Below are 17,515 nucleotides of genomic sequence, written 5' to 3'. Positions count from 1 at the left end.
CTGACCGGCGTCCCGCTCGCCGCCTCGCCACGCCTTCAGCGCCTCAGGTCCAGCGTGAACGGGAAGTTCGGGTTGCGTTCCTCCGGCGGCGCCGACACCGGTCCGGGGGTGTGGCCCATCGCGAAAAAGCGTGCCAGCCGCCGTCCTTCCGCTTCGTAGGCATTGACCGGGAAGGTTTCGAAATTCCGCCCGCCCGGATGAGCGACGTGATACTGGCAGCCGCCCATGGACCGCTGCATCCAGCTGTCCACCAGATCGAATACCAGCGGGTTGTGGGGCGGGATGGTCGGATGCAGGCAGGTCGGCGGCTGCCACGCGCGGTAACGCACGCCAGCGACGAATTCGCCGACGCGGCCGGTCGGCGCGAGCGGGACGCGGCGTCCGTTCACCGCCAGCACATGGCGATCGTCGATCAGGCCGGTCACCTTCACCTGCAGACGCTCGACCGAGGAGTCGACATAGCGCACGGTTCCGGCGATCGCACCTTCTTCGCCCATCACATGCCACGGTTCGAGCGCGCTGCGCAGTTCGACATTCACATTGCGCGCGGCGAAGCTGCCCATCTTCGGGAAGCGGAACTCGAAATGCGGCGCGAACCAGTCCAGTTCCATCGGATAGCCGAAAGCGCGCAATTCGTCGACCACATCGCGCAGATCGTCCCATACGAAGTAGGGCAGCATGAAGCGATCATGCAGTTCGGTGCCCCAGCGCTTCAGTCGGCGCGGCGCGTAGGGCTGTTGCCAGAAACGGGCGATCAGTGCGCGCAGAAGCAATTGCTGGGTGAGGCTCATGCGCGCGTGCGGCGGCATTTCGAAGGCGCGCATCTCCAGCAGGCCGAGACGTCCGGTCGGACCGTCGGGCGAGAACAACTTGTCGATGCAGAACTCGGTGCGATGCGTGTTGCCGGTGGAATCGACCAGCAGGTTGCGCAGGATGCGGTCGATCAGCCAGGGGGGCGTGTAACCCATGTCCCGGGTTCGTCGCTGTATCTCGCCGAAAGCGATCTCGATCTCGTACACCGCATCGTTGCGGGCCTCGTCGATGCGTGGTGCCTGGCTGGTCGGTCCGATGAACAGTCCGGAGAACAGGTAGGACAGAGCCGGATGGTTGTGCCAGTAGCTGATCAGGCTGCGCAGCAGGTCGGGTCGGCGCAGGAAGGGCGAATCGGCCACAGTGGCGCCGCCAAGGACGAAGTGGTTGCCGCCGCCGGTTCCCGAGTGGCGGCCATCCAGCATGAACTTCTCGGTACTGAGCCGGGTTTCGTGTGCGGCCTCATACAGGAAGGTGGTGCCCGCCACCATTTCGTCCCAGGAGTGGTAGGGCTGGATGTTCACTTCCAGCACACCCGGGTCCGGCGTGATGCGCAGCACCTCGACGCGTGCATCGCGCGGAGGCTCGTAGCCCTCGAGTATCACCGGGTGGCCGCAATCGGCGGCGGTCGCCTCGATGGCGGTCACCAGTTCCAGGTAATGTTCGAGCGAGGACAGCGGCGGCATGAAGATGTACATCACGCCATGTCTGACCTGGGTACACAGGGCCGTGCGCGTGATCCATGCGGCCGATTCGAACGGGCCCGGTTGCCGGTCGCCGCGCGCGGCATCGCCCGGGTGGCTGCCCGGGCCTTCTGGCGCATAGCCGAGGCGCCGCGCGCGATCGGCGGTCAGGTCGGCCAGCGGCGTCTGCATGCGGGTGGCGATATCCCGCCAGGGCGACAGAGGTCCTTGCGGTGCCATCGGGTCCGGTGCATGCACCCAGGGGTAGTCGGTGGCCGCGGTCCACGGCTGGGAATCGATAGGCAGACGGTAGCCCAGAGGTGAATCGCCAGGTACCAGGTAACAGCGTTCGGCCCGCAGGAACCACGGCCCGCTCTGCCAGGCGCTGCCATCCGCAGTGCGCGCCAGCGGCAGGACATGGCCGATCACGGCATCCAGTCCCTGGTCGAACACGCGGCGAACGCGTTCGCGTTCCAGCGGATCATCCAGCCGCGCATCGAAAGGATCGACATTCACCGGCAGGCGGCGCTCGCGCCACAGGTAGTACCACACGTCCTCATAGGCCGGGAAAACGTGCTTTGCGTCGATGCCGAGCCGTGAGGACAGTTGCTCCAGGAAACGCGCGGCATCCGCTTCTGTCAGCGCGTAGTCGACCGATTCATCGGCGAACAGACCGGGGTCGGTCCACATCGGCTCGCCGTCCCGGCGCCAGAACAGGGTGAGCGACCAGCGCGGCAACTGCTCTCCGGGGTACCACTTGCCCTGGCCATAGTGCAGCAGGCCGCCGGGCGCGTAGCGCGCCTTCAGCCGCGACAGCAGCGATGCGCCGAGCAGGCGCTTGGACGGGCGATCGGGTGGCGAGTCCGCCGTGGTATTCCATTCCGCACCATCGCGGTCATCGACCGACACGAAGGTCGGTTCGCCGCCCATGGTGAGCCGCACATCGTGACGCTTCAGATCCACGTCGATGCGATGGCCCAGATGTTCTATACGCGACCACTGTTCGTCCGAATAGGGCTTGGTCACGCGAGGGGCTTCCCATACCCGCTCGACCTTCATGTGATGCGCGAACTCGACCTCACACTTCTCGGCGAAACCGCTGACAGGCGCGGCCGAAGACGGTGCTGGCGAGCAGGCCAGCGGGATGTGGCCTTCGCCCGCGAACAGGCCGGACGTCGGGTCCAGCCCGATCCAGCCGGCGCCGGGCAGATAGACCTCGCACCATGCGTGCAAGTCGGTGAAGTCGGCCTCCGGTCCGCTGGGACCGTCGAGCGATTTCACGTCCGGCGTGAGCTGTATCAGATAGCCGGACACGAAACGCGCCGCCAGTCCGAGGTGACGCAGTACCTGCACCAGCAGCCATGCCGAATCGCGGCATGAACCGCTCGCCTTCTGCAGCGTGTCCTCCGGCGTCTGCACACCCGGTTCCAGCCGGATCAGATAACGGATGTCGTTCTGCAACTGCTGGTTCAGCGCAACCAGAAAGTCCACGCTTGCGCGCCCGCCATCGCACATCGCGCGGGCGTTGTCGACCCAGTGCGTGAAGCGCGGCGCGTTGTCGCGCCCGAGCGGCAGCCTGACCATATAAGGCGCCAGTTCGTGCGTCTGTTCAGGGTTGTAGGCGAAGGGAATCTTTTCCGCTTCCGGTTCAAGGAAGAAGTCGAAGGGATTGATCACCGACATTTCGGCGACCAGATCGACCTCGATCTTCAGCGACCGGGTGCGCTCGGGAAACACGAGCCGCGCCAGATAGTTCGATTGCGGGTCCTGCTGCCAGTTGATGAAGTGCTCGGCCGGCGTGACCTTGAGGGAATAGGACAGTACCGGCGTTCGGGTATGCGGCGCCGGGCGCAGCCGCACGACCTGAGGGCTGAGCAGTATCGGCCGGTCGTAGTGATAGTGAGTGACATGGTTCAGCGCGACGTGAATGGACACGACGTTCTCCGGCGGCGGGTTTGAAGGAGCGGCCCATCCTTCGAAGCAATTACCATGCTTGCCGGCAAATGCCTGTTTTCCCGCTTGTCATCATGCACTCCGGGATTGATGGCACCAATATGGTGCACGGCGCAGTCCGGCGTGCGCCCGGATGGGCGGCAAGGCGGAAGCTGCGCGAAGGACGGGCAGGTTCAGGCTACACTCGCGACATGTCCAAGGAATTGACACAGGTCGGCGGCGCATCACTTCGTCTGCGTCTGCGCAATGGCGGTGAGCTGGGCCCGGGCAAGATCGACCTGCTCGAACATCTGGCCAGGGAACGTTCGATATCCGGCGCTGCTCGTGCCATGGGCATGGCTTACCGGAAGGCCTGGCTCATGATCGATGATCTCAACCAGATGTTTGCCGAACCCGTGGTGCGCACCTTCCCCGGGCGTTCGCAGGGCGCCGGCGGCGCGGAGCTGACCGCGTTCGGCGAGCGCGTGATCGCGCTGTTCCGGGCCGCCGAACGGAGAACCAGGGACGCGGTCGCTCTTCAGCTTGTCGAACTCGAAGACGCCGTCAATCCGCAACGGCACGCAGAGGGGACGCTGCCTTCGCAGCGCTCTGACGCTTGCTGATGCCGCGTCCGTCCAGCGCCACCGATTTCACCAGGGCCCATACCGGGGTTCCCGGCTGCAACCCCAGGCGGTCACACGATTCGCGCGTGACCAGCGAGCGGAGCGTGCTGCTGCCGAGATCCACTACGACCTCTGCGTAAGGGCCATCCTCCGGCGTGATGCCGACCACGCGACCGGGCAGCTTGTTCATGATCGATACATCCATCGGCCGGGACAGGGCCAGGGTCACATCGCGGGTCTGGATGCGCACGCGCACCGCGGATCCGGGGTCGAGATCGACGCGCGGCACCCGCAACTGACCATCGGCGAAGTGCAGGGTTGTGAGCGCGTAGTCATCATTGTGTTGCGCTACCGTGCATTCGAGCACCGAGCCGGCTTCGTGCCGACCGATCAGCGTCGAATGTTCCGGGCGGGCCATCACATCCGCCAGTTCCCCGCTGGCCACGGTACGACCTTCGGCGACGATGACCAGGTGATCGGCCAGACGCGTCACCTCTTCGATGGAATGGCTCACATACAGCACCGGCAGCCCGAATTCGCCAGCCAGGCGTTCGATGTAGGGCAGCACCTCCGCCTTGCGCGGGGCATCCAGCGATGCCAGCGGCTCGTCCATCAGCAGCAGTGAAGGTTGGCTGAGCAAGGCGCGTCCGAGCGCGACTCGCTGCTTCTCGCCGCCCGACAGCAGGTGAGGCCGTCGCGTGAGCAGGTGTGACAGGCCAAGCACGCCGATCACGCTGTCCCAGTCGGTGCGCACCGGTCCTCGCGCCCGCCGCAGGCCGTAACGCAGGTTGGCCGCCACATCAAGATGTGGAAACAGACGCGCATCCTGGAACACGTATCCGATGCCACGTTTTTCGATTGGCAGGTTGACGCGGGCCTGGCTGTCGAAGAACACCCGCTGGTCGACCGCAATGCGTCCGTGATCCGGTGCAAGTATCCCTGCCACCGCGTTGATCAGACTGCTCTTGCCGGCGCCGCTGCGACCGAACAAGGCGGTCACGCCGCGCGACGGCAGGCTGACGTCCACCGCGAAATCGAGCGCGCCGAGCTTCTTGCGGAAATGCAGTTCTATCATTGTGAAAACCTTGGTTGACCGCGTGCCACCGTGCAGAAAACCCTGCCTGGTGAGTGATTGGCGAGCCGTCCCGCCAAGCGCGCTGCGCCGTACTGCCTGACAACCCTGTCCTGCATGCGCGCTGTCGCCGATCGGCGGCAGTTCTTGCGGTCACGACCGTCCGAGCCAGCGCTGGGTGCGCCTGTGCAGCCATTCCGACAGCGTGATCGCCGATACCGCGAGCAGCATGGACAGTCCGACCAGGCGAAGCGCGATCGCATCGCCGTCGGGTGTCTGGGTAGCCGTGTAGATCGCCAGTGGCAGGGTGCGGGTTTCCCCCTCGATATTGGATGCGAAGGTGATGGTGGCGCCGAACTCGCCCAGACTGGCGGCGAAGGCCATCATCGATCCGGACAGGATGCCCGGCAGCATGAGCGGCAAGGTGATGGTGAACAGCACGTCCAGACGACTGGCGCCCAATGTGCGGGCGGCCAGCTCCAGGCCCTGGTCCACCGCGTCCAGTGAAAGCCGTATGGCGCGTACCATGAGCGGAAAGGACATGACGGCCGCTGCGACCACCACGCCTTCCGTGGTGAATATGAGCTGGATGCCGAAATTCGCCTTCAGCCAGGCGCCCAGCGGCGCTCGCGTGCCCAGGGTGATCAGCAGCAGATAGCCTATGACGACAGGAGGCAGCACGAGCGGCGCATGGACGATGCCGTCGAGCAGCGCCTTGCCCGGAAGCCGGGTACGGGAAAGCAGCCACGCTGCGCCGACGGCGAAGGGCAGACACAGCAGCGTACTGGTCAGACCGACCCTGAGACTGAGCAACAGGGCTTCCCACGCGATTCCGTCCATTGATTCCTACTTGACGCTGAAGCCGTAGCGCTTGAACACGGTGCTGGCCGCGTCGCTGCGCAGATAAGTGTAGAAAGCGCGGGCCGCGGCGGAATCCTGCCCCGCAATGATGGCCGCAGGATAGGTGATCGGCGCATGACTGTCAGCAGGGAAGGTGGCCGCGACGCGCACTTTGGGCGTGACCGCTGCGTCGGTCGAATAGACGATGCCCGCCGGTACCTCGCCGCGCTCGACCAGAACCAGCGCAGCACGCACCGAATCCGCGCGTACCAGCCGGGGTTCGGCGATCCGCCACACGCCCAGATGGGTGAGCGCAGCCTGGGCGTACTTGCCGACCGGCACATGAGCCGGATCTCCGGTGGCCAGCCGGCCGTCGCCAAGCAGTGCGGCCAGATCAAAGCCTTTGGCGAGCGCGACGGTGGCCTTGCTGTCCGCAGGCGTCACCAGTACCAGACTGTTGCCCAGCAATGAAATCCTGCTGTCGGTGACGATCAGTTTGCGTTCGGCCAGATAGTCCATCCACTGTTCATCGGCGGACAGGAAGAGCTGCGCCTGGGCGCCCGACTCGATCTGTTTGGCCAGCGTTGAGGACGCCGCGAACGAGTACTTCACGGTATGGCCGGACTGCGCCTCGAAGCTCTTGCCGATATCCTGAAGCGCATTGGTCAGGCTGGCGGCCGCGAACACCACCAGGGTGTCGGCGCGCGCCACGGAGGCGAGCATGGTCAGCAGAAAAGCGGCCACCAGATGCACGAAGGACAGACGACGCATTGTGTTCTCCTATATAAATGTTGATACAGGAGACTATCGTAAGACGAAAATCGTACTGTGCGATGTGACAACCGGAAAAATGCTGCGCCGCGTTGCGACCGGAAAGAAAAAGGCCGGTGCACCGCACCGGCCCGCAGGTCCTTGCCGAGGGGGCGATCAGTCCGGCAGATCGGCTGACGACGGTGCGATTGCAGCAAACAGGTCGCCCATCATCGCCAGGCTGGCGGTCTGCAATGCGGCGGCCGGTACAAGGGCGCCGCCCGGTCCGGGCAGATCGCGCGTGGCGGTGGCCGAGGCGACCACGGTGACCTGGTAGCCAAGATTGAATGCGCCGCGTGCGGTCGAATTGACGCACATATGCGTCATGAAGCCGACCAGGACGAGTGATCGGATGCCGCTGCGCTTCAGTTCCTCGTCCAGCACGGTCTGCACGAAGCTGTTCGGGTAGTGCTTGGTGATGACGGCTTCGCCGGGGACGGGCGTGACCGGTGCGGCGATGCGTCCGATCGGACCGCGTATGTCGTACGGCGAACCGGGACCCGCATCATGCTGGATGTGGATGACCGGACGGCCCGTTTCGCGCGCACGCGAAAGCACATGGGCGGCTTCCAGCAGCGCCGGTTCGACGCCGCTCAACTGCATGACGCCCTCGCGATAGGTCTGCTGGCAGTCGATCAGTATCAGCGCCGATTCCGACAGTGCCGCGGGCGAGCTGTCCAGGCCGCTCAGATCGCGCAGTGTAGGTGTCGCAGCGCTCATGCCGCCTGTTGTGTGCCGTGGACCCGCTGCAGCGCTTCCACAACCAGAGGCAGCAGTCCGGTCTCTCCGCCCGATTGTGCATGGGCGAGGATGGCGTTGCGCATGCGCGGTTCCCAGAAGCGCTGGATATGGCCCGCCACGCCATCCACGGCTTCTTCGTGGTTGGGGTAGCTCTGGAAGAACTGACCGATCTGGTTGGCCATCTTGACGAGGTTCTGTATGTCCATCGCTGTTCCGTTCAGTGTTTGGGTTCGCTGTAGATCACCTTCTGACCATTGCGGACGAAGCCGCACAGCGTGATGCCGGCGCGGTTCGCCAGATCGATGGCCAGGCCGGTGGGGGCGGAAATCGCCGCCAGCAGGCCGCCGCCGAAGCTGGCGAGCTTGAGCACCATTTCATAACTGGCGCGACTGGTAACCAGCGCGATGCCGGAGGCCGGATCCACGCCCTGGTCGGCCAGCGCGCCGATCAGCTTGTCGAGTGCGTTGTGGCGGCCGACATCTTCGCGCAGCGCGATCAGTCCGCCCTGCAGGTCGGCCCAGGCCGCTGCATGCACAGCGCCGGTGAGCTTGTGCAGCACCTGCGCGTCGGCCATCGCCGAAAAAGCACGGTGGATGGCATCGGCGGCGGGTGCCGGACGCGCGGTGACCGCCTTCACTTCGCGTGCGACCTGAGCCAGGCTGTCGACGCCGCACAGCCCGCAACCCGTGCGTCCGGCGAGCGAGCGGCGCCGCGCCTTCAGTGCCTCGAAAGCGCGATGGGTGACCTGCATGCGCACCTCGATGCCGCCGCTGTGATGCGCGACCTCGATGTCCTGCAATTCGGCGCGCCGGTCGATGATGCCTTCGGCCAGGCTGAAACCCAGGCCGAAGTCCTCGAGGTCGGCCGGCGTCGCCAGCATGACGGCATGCGAAAGCCCGTTGTAGACCATGGCAACCGGCACTTCCTCGGCGACGCACTCGAAGCCGGGCGCACGCTGGCCGTCGCGCAGACGCGTGGCCGGCCGAAGGGTCTGCGTGGGATGCACATCCGCCGACAGCGGCACACTGCAGCCACCCGCTTCGGCATTCCCGTCGATGACCTCTCCGTCGGCCATGCTGCGTTACACCTTCTCGCGCGGCGACTTGGGCAGCAGATCCAGTTGCTGCTTCGTGAAGTCGCGGTAGCGCTGCTGCCATTCCGACGGCTGGGTGACGCGCGTCACCTGAACGGCGGTTACCTTGTACTCGGGGCAGTTCGTGGCCCAGTCCGAGTTGTCGGTGGTGATGACGTTGGCGCCCGATTCCGGGAAGTGGAAGGTGGTGTAGACCACGCCCGGCTGCATGCGCTCGGACACCACAGCGCGCAACACCGTCTCGCCGGCGCGCGAACTGATGCCGACCCAGTCACCCTCGTTGATGCCGCGCAATTCGGCATCGGTCGGATGGATTTCCAGGCGGTCCTCGTCGTGCCACATCGAGTTCGGTGTGCGGCGCGTCTGCGCCCCCACGTTGTACTGCGACAGAATGCGGCCGGTGGTGAGGATGAGCGGGAAGCGCGACGAAGTGCGCTCCTCGGTCGGTACGTACTCGGTGAGCATGAAACGTCCCTTGCCACGCACGAATTCGTCGATGTGCATGATGGGTGTCCCTTCCGGTGCCTGCTCGTTGCAGGGCCACTGAATGCTGCCCAGCTCGTCCAGGTGCTGATAGCTCACGCCGTGGAAAGTCGGCGTCAGGCGCGCGATCTCATCCATGATTTCCGACGGATGCGTGTAGTCCATCGGATAGCCGAGCGCATTCGACAGCATGCAGGTCACTTCCCAGTCGGCCTTCCCGGCCAGCGGCGGCATGGCCTTGCGCACGCGCGAGATGCGGCGCTCCGCATTGGTGAAGGTGCCGTCCTTTTCGAGGAAGCTGGAGCCCGGCAGGAACACGTGCGCGAACTTGGCGGTTTCGTTCAGGAAAAGATCCTGCACCACCACGCATTCCATCGCGCGCAGCGCGGCTTCGACGTGCTGGGTGTTCGGATCGGACTGGACGATGTCCTCGCCTTCGCAGTACAGGCCCATGAAGGAGCCTTCCATCGCGGCCTCGAACATGTTCGGGATGCGCAATCCCGGCTCCGGCTGCGGCTCCACACCCCACGCATCCTTGAACAAGGCGCGCGTGGCCGAATCGGACACATGGCGATAGCCCGGCAGTTCGTGCGGGAAGCTGCCCATGTCGCACGAGCCCTGCACATTGTTCTGACCGCGCAGCGGATTCACGCCCACGCCTTCGCGGCCGATGTTGCCGGTGGCCATCGCGAGGTTGGCGATGCCGATCACCGTGGTCGAACCCTGGCTGTGTTCGGTCACGCCCAGACCGTAGTAGATGGCTGCGTTGCCGCCGGTGGCGAACAGGCGGGCGGCGGCGCGCACTTCGGCTGCCGGCACGCCGGTATGGATTTCCATCGCTTCCGGCGAATTTTCCGGCTTGGACACGAAATCGCGCCATTGCTCGAAAGACACCCATTCGCAGCGCTCGCGCACGAAGTCCTCCTGCACCAGGCCTTCGGTCACGACCACGTGGGCCATGGCAGTGATGATGGCGACGTTGCTGCCCGGCTTGAGCTTCAGGTGATGCGTGGCCTGGATGTGCGGCGAGCGCACCAGGTCGATTGCACGCGGATCGACCACGATGAGCTTGGCGCCCTGGCGCAGACGACGTTTCATCTGCGAACCGAAAACCGGATGTCCATCGGTGGGGTTGGCACCCATCACCATGATCACATCCGATTTCATGACCGAATCGAAGGTCTGCGTGCCGGCCGACTCACCCAGGGTCTGCTTCAGGCCGTAACCGGTGGGCGAGTGGCAGACACGGGCGCAGGTGTCGACGTTGTTGTTGCCGAATGCCGCGCGTACCAGCTTCTGCACCAGATAGCCTTCTTCATTGGTGCAGCGGCTGGACACGATGCCGCCGATCGAATCGCGACCGTACTTCGCCTGGATGCGCTTGAATTCCGAAGCGGCATAGCCGATCGCCTCGTCCCAGCTCACCGGCTGCCATGCGTCCTCGATGCTCTTGCGTATCATCGGCGTGGTGATGCGATCCGGATGGGTCGCGTAGCCGAAGGCGAACCGGCCTTTCACGCAGGAGTGACCGTGGTTGGCGCCGCCGTCCTTGTTCGGCACCATGCGCACCACGGTCGTGCCCTTCACCTCGGCGTCGAACGAGCAGCCCACGCCGCAGTAGGCGCAGGTGGTGGTGACCTTCTTTTCCGCCTGACCATGCTCGATCACGCCCTTTTCCATCAGCGTGGCGGTCGGGCAGGCCTGCACGCAGGCGCCGCAGGACACGCATTCCGATTCCATGAAAGGCTGGCTCTCGCCCGGGCTCACGCGCGAATCGAAACCGCGGCCGGAAATGGTGAGCGCGAAGGTGCCCTGGGTTTCCTCGCACGCCCGCACGCACCGGTTGCAGACGATGCACTTGGAAGGATCGTAGGTGAAGTAGGGGTTGGATTCGTCCTTGCTGAGTGCCGACAGCAGATCGAAGTGGTTCTTGCCCTTCATGCCGTAGCGCACTTCGCGCAGGCCGACCACACCGGTCATGTCCTGCAGTTCGCAGTTCCCGTTGGCGGAGCAGGTGAGACAGTCCAGCGGATGGTCGGAAATGTAGAGCTCCATGACGCCGCGGCGGATTTCGGCCAGTTTGGGCGTCTGGGTGCGCACCTGCATGCCGGGTTCGACCAGCGTGGTACAGGACGCGGGGTAACCGCGGCGACCTTCGATCTCCACCAGACAGAGGCGGCAGGATCCGAAAGGCTCGAGGCTGTCGGTCGCGCACAGCTTGGGAATGCTGGCATCGCACTCCTGGGCGGCGCGCATGACCGAGGTGCCGGCCGGCACCGTGACTTCGATGCCGTCGATCGACAGCGTGACTTCCTTTTCGGATTCCCGGGCGGGGGTGCCGTAATCGGTATTGCGGGGTAGTGACATGGCGATTCTCCTCAGCTACGTGCCGTTCTTATGCCGCTTCGGTCTTGGAGATGCCGAAGTCTTCGGGGAAATGGTTCAGCGCCGACAGCACCGGATAGGGCGCCATGCCGCCCAGCGCGCAGAGCGAGCCGTTGAGCATGGTGTCGCACAGCGACTGCAGCAGCGCGATGTTCTTGCCGCGCTGTTCGTCGGCGATGATGCGGTCGATCACTTCTACGCCTCGCGTCGAACCGATGCGACAGGGCGTGCATTTGCCACAGGATTCGATCGCACAGAATTCCATCGCGTAGCGCGCCATACGGGACATGTCCACCGTGTCGTCGAACACCACGATGCCGCCGTGACCGATCATCGCCTGGCGCTTCGCGTATTCCTCGTAATCGAGCGGCACGTCGAACTGCGATGCCGGCACATACGCGCCGAGCGGGCCGCCGACCTGAACCGCACGCACCGGTCGTCCGGACAGCGTGCCGCCGCCGAAGTCGTAGATCAGTTCGTTCAGTGTCAGGCCGAATGCCTTTTCGACCAGTCCACCCCGCTTGATGTTTCCGGTGAGCTGGAACGGCAGCGTTCCGCGCGAGCGACCCATGCCGTAATCGCGATACCAGGCGCCGCCCCTGGCAAGGATGATGGGTACCGACGCCAGCGAAATCACGTTGTTGATGACCGTCGGTTTGCCGAACAGGCCCTGCAGCGCCGGCAGCGGCGGTTTGAAGCGCACGATGCCGCGCTTGCCTTCCAGGCTTTCCAGCAGCGAGGTTTCCTCACCGCAGATGTAGGCGCCGGCACCGAGGCGCACTTCCAGTTCGAACGCCTTGCCCGAACCGCGCACATCCTGGCCCAGCCAGCCGGCGGCGCGGGCGCGCCGGATCGCTTCCTTCAGCGTGGCGAAGGCATGCGGATACTCGGAACGCAGGTAGATATAGCCTTGGGTGGCGCCGACCGCGATGCCGGCGATGGTCATGCCCTCGATCAGCACATAGGGGTCGCCCTCCATGATCATGCGATCGGAGAAGGTGCCGGAATCGCCTTCGTCGGCGTTGCACACCACGTACTTCTGGTCGGCGCTGGCGCCGAGCACGGTATTCCACTTGATGCCGGTCGGGAAGGCTGCGCCGCCGCGGCCGCGCAGGCCGGAATCGGTCACTTCCTTGACGACGTCCGCCCCGCTCATCGCCAGGGCGTTCTTCAGGCCTTCGTAGCCGCCATGCGCGGTGTAGTCATCCAGGCTCAGGGGATCGGTGATGCCGATGCGCGCGCTGGTCAGGCGCTCCTGGTTCTTCAGGTAGGGAATTTCGTCGGCCGGACCGAGCGACAGCCCGTGCTGTCCGCCGCCGCTGATGAACCCCGCGTCGAACAGCGAAGCGACATCTTTCACCTGAACCGGACCGTAGGCCATGCGGCCAGCCGGGGTCTGCACTTCGACCATGGGTTCCAGGAAAAAGGCGCCACGCGAACCGTTGCGTACCAGTTCGATCGCGATGCCGCGGCGGGCTGCTTCGTCTGCGATCGCCTTGGCGACACGGCCGGCGCCGAGCGACAGCGCGCTCGAATCGATCGGAACGTAGATGCGGGTGCTCATGCGGCCACCTCCGCGCGCAGTTCGGCGATGATGTCGTCGAAACGTTCCGGGCTTACCCGGCCGATCACGTCGTCGCCGACGCGCACCGACGGGCCCAGCGCACAGTTGCCGAGGCAATACACCGCTTCGAGCGTGACCGCGCCATCCGCTGTTGTTTCATGGAAGTCGATGCCGAGGCACTTTTTCGCATGCGCTTCAAGTGCCGCCGCACCGACGGACTGACAGGCCTCCGCGCGACAGACCTGGACGACGTGGCGTCCAGGCGCATGGGTGCGGAAGTGGTGGTAGAAGGTGATCACGCCATGCACTTCGGCGCGGGATAGATTGAGGCTGCGTGCAATGACGGGCACGGCCTGTTCCGGAACGTGTCCGAATTCGTCCTGGATGGCGTGCAGCATGGGCAGAAGCGCGCCGGGCAGAGCGGCATGACTGTCGACCAGGCTTTTCAGCTTCTGGCCGTCGATGCCTGCGCCGGTGTGGTGCAATGACATGACTACTCTCCTCCGAATTCCTGCGGTCGACAGTCAACGGCCATTTGGGGATGTCCTGAAATCAGAACCGGCCAGCCATCGAATCGGAACTCTTGTTCATAATTGCGAAAAAGCCACCCTGCGGAAGATACAGTGGCTTCAAACTGAGGTTAGCAGCCGATATCCTTCTTAACGATATGAAAAAAACTTCCTAATCATGCGCATACAGATCGAGCCCGCGTGGCGCTTCAGGAATGCCGAAGGACGGGAAATCGACCCTTTGCTGTTCCAGGTGCTGGCCGCCGTGCAGCGCAGTGGAAAGTTGACCCAGGCGGCGCGTGAGGTGGGCTTTTCCTATCGGCATTGCTGGAACCTCATCCGCACCTGGTCGGCCTTCTTCGGCACGCCGCTGGTGGAGCTGTCGCAGGGGCGTGGCGCCGCGCTCACCCCGCTCGGAGAGAAGCTCACCTGGGCGGCGCAGCGCATCCAGGCGCGTCTGTCGCCGCAACTGGAAAACCTTTCGGTGGAGATCGATCGCGAGATCAATGCATCACTGATGAATACCCAGCCCGTGCTCCGTCTGCACGCGAGTCATGGTTATGCAGTGGCCCTCCTGCCCGATCTGATCGGCCGCATCGCCGGCGTGCGGCTCGAACTGCAGTATCTGGGTGCGATAGATGGTCTCAGTTCGATGGCGCGCGGAAGCTGCGACCTGTGCGGCTTTCACCTTCCCAGCGGAAGGTTGTCGCCGGATCTCACTGCGCAGCTGATGCGCCATCTGAAGCCGCGTGCGCATCGCATCATCCGGCTGGTCAGACGCACCCAGGGCCTGTTCGTCGCCACCGGCAACCCGCTCGGCATCCGTTCGCTGCAGGACCTCACCCGCAAGGATGTGCGTTTCATCAACCGGCAGGCCAGCTCGGGTACGCGCGTGCTGCTGGATCTCATGCTGGCCGAGGCCGGCATCGATGCGGACCGGGTTTCCGGCTATGAAACGGTGGAATTCACGCATGCGGCCGTTGCAGCACATATCGCGAGCGGCATGGCGGATACCGGCTTCGGCGTCGAGGCGGCGGCAACACAGTTCAAGCTGGATTTCGTGCCCATCGCCAAGGAGGATTACTTTCTCGCCTGTCGAGCCGAAGCGCTGGAACTGCCGTCTATGCAACGGCTGCTCGAAGCCTTGAAGTCGGCGGAATTTCTGGCGGCGGTGTCGCGCCTGCCCGGCTACTCGGCGGACGCACCCGGTGAAGTGCTGTCGGTGGTGGAGGCCTTGCGAGCTTAGGGGGCGCGAAGCGGCGCTTCGCGAAACTCCTGCTTCATCCACGGTTTGCCCTGCATGGCAAACCGGTTCGACAGGCGCAGCGCAGTGCGCTGCGAAACCCCTGTCTCACCCCCTTCGCATGGCGTCGAAGAATTCGCCGTTGCTCTTGGTGCTCTTTATCTTGTCGAGCAGGAATTCGATCGCTTCCAGGTCGTCCATGTTGTACAGCAGTTTGCGCAGCACCCAGATCTTCTGCAGGATTTCCGGAGCCAGCAGCAATTCCTCGCGGCGCGTGCCGGAACGATTGACGTTGATCGCGGGATAGACGCGCTTTTCCGCCATGCGCCGGTCAAGATGGATTTCCATATTGCCGGTGCCCTTGAATTCCTCGTAGATCACGTCGTCCATGCGGCTGCCGGTTTCGATCAGTGCGGTGGCGATGATGGTGAGGCTGCCGCCTTCCTCGACATTGCGCGCGGCGCCGAAGAACCGCTTGGGCTTTTGCAGCGCATTGGCGTCCACGCCGCCGGTCAGCACCTTGCCGGAGGCCGGCTGTACCGTGTTGTAGGCGCGCGCCAGACGGGTGATGGAATCGAGCAGGATGATCACGTCCTTCTTGTGCTCGACCAGGCGCTTGGCCTTCTCGATCACCATTTCGGCGACCTGCACGTGGCGGGTGGCCGGTTCGTCGAAGGTCGATGCGACGACTTCTCCCTTCACCGAACGCTGCATTTCGGTCACTTCTTCCGGACGTTCGTCGATCAGCAGCACGATGAGCATCGCTTCCGGGTGATTCACGGTAATGGCGTGCGCGATGTGCTGCATCATCACCGTCTTGCCGGTCTTGGGCGGTGCCACCAGCAGCGCGCGCTGGCCTTTGCCGATAGGCGCGATCATGTCGATCACGCGCGAAGTCGTGTTCTCCTCGCCGCGCATGTCGCGTTCGAGCTTGAGCGGCTCGGTCGGATGCAGTGGCGTCAGGTTCTCGAACAGGATCTTGTGCTTGGTCGCTTCCGGCGGCTCGCTGTTGATGCGATCCACCTTCACCAGTGCGAAGTAGCGCTCGCCATCCTTGGGGGTACGTATTTCGCCTTCTATCGTGTCGCCGGTATGCAGGTTGAAGCGACGGATCTGACTGGGCGATACGTAGATGTCGTCGGTGCCCGCGAGGTAACTCGCTTCCGGGGAGCGCAGGAAGCCGAAACCGTCGGGCAGTACTTCCAGCGCGCCGTCCCCATAGATGCTTTCGCCTTTCTTGGCGCGGTTGCGCAGGATGGCAAAGACGAGTTCCTGCTTGCGCAGCCGGTTGGCGCCTTCGATTTCGAAGGACTGCGCCATTTCGAGCAGCTGGCTGACGTGGAGTGCTTTCAGTTCTGAAAGGTGCATGGTGAAGATGTGCGGAAGGCGGGGTGGGGAGGGGCGCGTCAGGCGCCGGGTCGGGCCGGGCGCGGACGCGCCCGTGCCGCGGGGCGATGAATCAGAGGTGGCTGTCCAGGAAAGCGGTCAGTTGGGACTTTGAAAGTGCGCCGACCTTGGTCGCTTCGACGTTTCCGTCCTTGAACAACATCAGCGTCGGGATGCCGCGGATCCCGAAACGGGCCGGCGTTTCCTGGTTCTCGTCGATATTGAGCTTGGCGACCCGCAGCTTGCCTGCGTAATCGCGGGCCACTTCGTCGAGGATGGGCGCAATCATCTTGCACGGACCACACCATTCCGCCCAGTAATCGACCAGAACCGGCTGGTCCGACTTGATGACCTCGGCTTCGAAGCTGGCGTCAGTGACGTGGTGGATGTGTTCGCTCATTGTGTCCTCGCGGTGCTTGACTGGGAACGTGATCGGATGGATGGAGTCGGGGCACGCCAGAGACCTTCATGGTCACGGAATATGCCGGAGCGGTCTGGATGCGCCTGCATGCTGACCGACCGGTGGCGCGCCTGAAAAGGATATCGATTAGCTGGTTGGAGATGCCCGTCCGGCAGGCCACCGAATTGTTCTGGAGAATGAGCGTCGGCTCGTAGTTCCAGATTCCGCGACTGCGGGCTGACGGACCGGATTCATCCGGACGACTGCAGATGGTCATGGCAGTCATCAAGCCATGTCACGAATGCTAATACAAAAAACATCCGCTGGTGCAGTGCGTTGCCGCGACCCCTCACAAAAATTCATACCGGCATGTCGTACCGGCACGACAGGGAATGCCGCTCCGGCAGCAGCCGGATGGTAGACTTTGACCCCTCATTCCTGTTCCGGATGGTCGCTGCGGGCCATCGATGCGCCCGCGCGGGGTCTGCCAGTTGTCGCGCCGGCGCTGCAAAACGATGTCGCCGGACCCGCGCGCCATCCTGCATGTCGGCGGTTCCACGGAGAAATCATGACTTACGTCGTCACCGAATCCTGTATCAAGTGCAAGTACACCGACTGCGTCGATGTATGTCCGGTCGACTGCTTCCGCGAAGGCCCGAATTTCCTGGTGATCGATCCGGATGAGTGCATCGACTGCACGCTGTGCGTCGCCGAATGCCCGGCCGAAGCCATTTTCTCGGAAGACGATGTGCCGGCCGATCAGGTGCAGTTCATCGAATTGAATGCCGAACTGGCCAAGGAATGGCCCGCCATCATCGAACGCAAGGATCCCTTGCCGGACGCGGACGACTGGGCCAAGGTGAAGGACAAGCTGGGCATGCTGGAGCGCTGAGCCGCCTTTCGCCCTTGCCGGTCCAGGCTGCGGCCCGTATGAAGCTTCT

At 64.1% G+C, this 17,515-nt stretch carries 15 protein-coding genes; 3 read left to right on the top strand and 12 right to left on the bottom strand.

The annotated features are described in order from the left end of the window. Positions 1-35 precede the first annotated feature (35 nt). A complete protein-coding gene (locus A3Q7_RS0110145; protein WP_018411760.1) occupies positions 36-3,428 on the bottom strand; it encodes a transglutaminase family protein in 3,393 nt (1,130 codons plus the stop codon). Positions 3,429-3,448: 20 nt separating this feature from the next. On the opposite strand from A3Q7_RS0110145, the gene A3Q7_RS0110140 reads away from it, so the two are divergent. Next, a complete protein-coding gene (locus A3Q7_RS0110140; protein ID WP_232417912.1) occupies positions 3,449-4,048 on the top strand; it encodes a winged helix-turn-helix domain-containing protein in 600 nt (199 codons plus the stop codon). Here A3Q7_RS0110140 and modC read toward each other — a convergent pair. The 9 genes from modC to A3Q7_RS0110095 form a co-directional block, all read right to left on the bottom strand. Then, a complete protein-coding gene (gene modC / locus A3Q7_RS0110135; RefSeq protein WP_018411758.1) occupies positions 3,990-5,123 on the bottom strand; it encodes a molybdenum ABC transporter ATP-binding protein in 1,134 nt (377 codons plus the stop codon). The two genes, A3Q7_RS0110140 and modC, sit on opposite strands and share 59 nt — an antisense overlap. Positions 5,124-5,273: 150 nt before the next feature. After that, positions 5,274-5,960: a molybdate ABC transporter permease subunit gene (gene modB, locus A3Q7_RS0110130; protein ID WP_018411757.1), complete on the bottom strand. Its 687-nt coding sequence runs from the start codon at positions 5,958-5,960 to the stop codon at positions 5,274-5,276. 6 nt (positions 5,961-5,966) lie between these two features. Then, the gene (gene modA / locus A3Q7_RS0110125) at positions 5,967-6,731 is read right to left on the bottom strand and encodes a molybdate ABC transporter substrate-binding protein (protein WP_018411756.1); all 765 of its coding nucleotides are present in this window, start codon (positions 6,729-6,731) and stop codon (positions 5,967-5,969) included. 156 nt (positions 6,732-6,887) lie between these two features. Then, positions 6,888-7,490, bottom strand: a complete 603-nt coding sequence (locus tag A3Q7_RS0110120; protein ID WP_018411755.1) for a cysteine hydrolase family protein — start codon at positions 7,488-7,490, stop codon at positions 6,888-6,890. After that, positions 7,487-7,717 (bottom strand): formate dehydrogenase subunit delta, encoded by a 231-nt coding sequence (locus A3Q7_RS0110115; protein WP_018411754.1) that lies wholly within the window; start codon positions 7,715-7,717, stop codon positions 7,487-7,489. The genes A3Q7_RS0110120 and A3Q7_RS0110115 overlap by 4 nt, the downstream gene beginning before the upstream one ends. 11 nt (positions 7,718-7,728) lie before the next feature. Then, positions 7,729-8,586: a formate dehydrogenase accessory sulfurtransferase FdhD gene (gene fdhD / locus A3Q7_RS0110110; RefSeq protein WP_018411753.1), complete on the bottom strand. Its 858-nt coding sequence runs from the start codon at positions 8,584-8,586 to the stop codon at positions 7,729-7,731. Positions 8,587-8,592: 6 nt separating this feature from the next. Continuing rightward, positions 8,593-11,454 (bottom strand): formate dehydrogenase subunit alpha, encoded by a 2,862-nt coding sequence (gene fdhF, locus A3Q7_RS0110105; protein WP_018411752.1) that lies wholly within the window; start codon positions 11,452-11,454, stop codon positions 8,593-8,595. A gap of 28 nt (positions 11,455-11,482) precedes the next feature. Continuing rightward, positions 11,483-13,036 (bottom strand): formate dehydrogenase beta subunit, encoded by a 1,554-nt coding sequence (locus A3Q7_RS0110100; RefSeq protein ID WP_018411751.1) that lies wholly within the window; start codon positions 13,034-13,036, stop codon positions 11,483-11,485. After that, positions 13,033-13,527 carry a formate dehydrogenase subunit gamma gene (locus tag A3Q7_RS0110095; protein WP_018411750.1) on the bottom strand — a complete coding sequence of 165 codons (495 nt, stop codon included), beginning with the start codon at positions 13,525-13,527 and terminating at the stop codon, positions 13,033-13,035. Before A3Q7_RS0110095 ends, A3Q7_RS0110100 begins: the two co-directional genes overlap by 4 nt. A 196-nt stretch (positions 13,528-13,723) precedes the next feature. On the opposite strand from A3Q7_RS0110095, the gene A3Q7_RS0110090 reads away from it, so the two are divergent. Next, positions 13,724-14,791, top strand: a complete 1,068-nt coding sequence (locus A3Q7_RS0110090; RefSeq protein ID WP_018411749.1) for a substrate-binding domain-containing protein — start codon at positions 13,724-13,726, stop codon at positions 14,789-14,791. Positions 14,792-14,896: 105 nt separating this feature from the next. Here A3Q7_RS0110090 and rho read toward each other — a convergent pair whose 3' ends face one another. Further along, entirely contained in the window at positions 14,897-16,156 is a 1,260-nt protein-coding gene (gene rho / locus A3Q7_RS0110085) for a transcription termination factor Rho (protein WP_018411748.1), read from the bottom strand. Between the two features lie 91 nt (positions 16,157-16,247). Further along, positions 16,248-16,574 (bottom strand): thioredoxin TrxA, encoded by a 327-nt coding sequence (trxA, locus tag A3Q7_RS0110080; protein ID WP_018411747.1) that lies wholly within the window; start codon positions 16,572-16,574, stop codon positions 16,248-16,250. 568 nt (positions 16,575-17,142) lie between these two features. Here trxA and fdxA point away from each other — a divergent pair. After that, a complete protein-coding gene (gene fdxA, locus A3Q7_RS0110070) occupies positions 17,143-17,466 on the top strand; it encodes a ferredoxin FdxA (RefSeq protein ID WP_018411744.1) in 324 nt (107 codons plus the stop codon). The last annotated feature ends 49 nt before the right edge of the window (positions 17,467-17,515 follow it).

Source organism: Methyloversatilis thermotolerans (genome assembly GCF_000372885.1).
Taxonomy (GTDB): domain Bacteria; phylum Pseudomonadota; class Gammaproteobacteria; order Burkholderiales; family Rhodocyclaceae; genus Methyloversatilis; species Methyloversatilis thermotolerans.
This window is presented reverse-complemented; position numbering and strand designations above follow the sequence as displayed.

Excerpts from the sequence above, each read along its gene's own strand:
- trxA (WP_018411747.1), bottom strand. The coding sequence starts at position 16,574 with ATGAGCGAACACATCCACCACGTCACTGACGCCAGCTTCGAAGCCGAG.
- A3Q7_RS0110090 (WP_018411749.1), top strand. The coding sequence starts at position 13,724 with ATGCGCATACAGATCGAGCCCGCGTGGCGCTTCAGGAATGCCGAAGGA.
- fdhF (WP_018411752.1), bottom strand. The coding sequence starts at position 11,454 with ATGTCACTACCCCGCAATACCGATTACGGCACCCCCGCCCGGGAATCC.
- modA (WP_018411756.1), bottom strand. The coding sequence starts at position 6,731 with ATGCGTCGTCTGTCCTTCGTGCATCTGGTGGCCGCTTTTCTGCTGACC.
- A3Q7_RS0110095 (WP_018411750.1), bottom strand. The coding sequence starts at position 13,527 with ATGTCATTGCACCACACCGGCGCAGGCATCGACGGCCAGAAGCTGAAA.
- A3Q7_RS0110100 (WP_018411751.1), bottom strand. The coding sequence starts at position 13,036 with ATGAGCACCCGCATCTACGTTCCGATCGATTCGAGCGCGCTGTCGCTC.
- A3Q7_RS0110120 (WP_018411755.1), bottom strand. The coding sequence starts at position 7,490 with ATGAGCGCTGCGACACCTACACTGCGCGATCTGAGCGGCCTGGACAGC.
- A3Q7_RS0110115 (WP_018411754.1), bottom strand. The coding sequence starts at position 7,717 with ATGGACATACAGAACCTCGTCAAGATGGCCAACCAGATCGGTCAGTTC.
- rho (WP_018411748.1), bottom strand. The coding sequence starts at position 16,156 with ATGCACCTTTCAGAACTGAAAGCACTCCACGTCAGCCAGCTGCTCGAA.
- fdxA (WP_018411744.1), top strand. The coding sequence starts at position 17,143 with ATGACTTACGTCGTCACCGAATCCTGTATCAAGTGCAAGTACACCGAC.
- modC (WP_018411758.1), bottom strand. The coding sequence starts at position 5,123 with ATGATAGAACTGCATTTCCGCAAGAAGCTCGGCGCGCTCGATTTCGCG.
- modB (WP_018411757.1), bottom strand. The coding sequence starts at position 5,960 with ATGGACGGAATCGCGTGGGAAGCCCTGTTGCTCAGTCTCAGGGTCGGT.
- fdhD (WP_018411753.1), bottom strand. The coding sequence starts at position 8,586 with ATGGCCGACGGAGAGGTCATCGACGGGAATGCCGAAGCGGGTGGCTGC.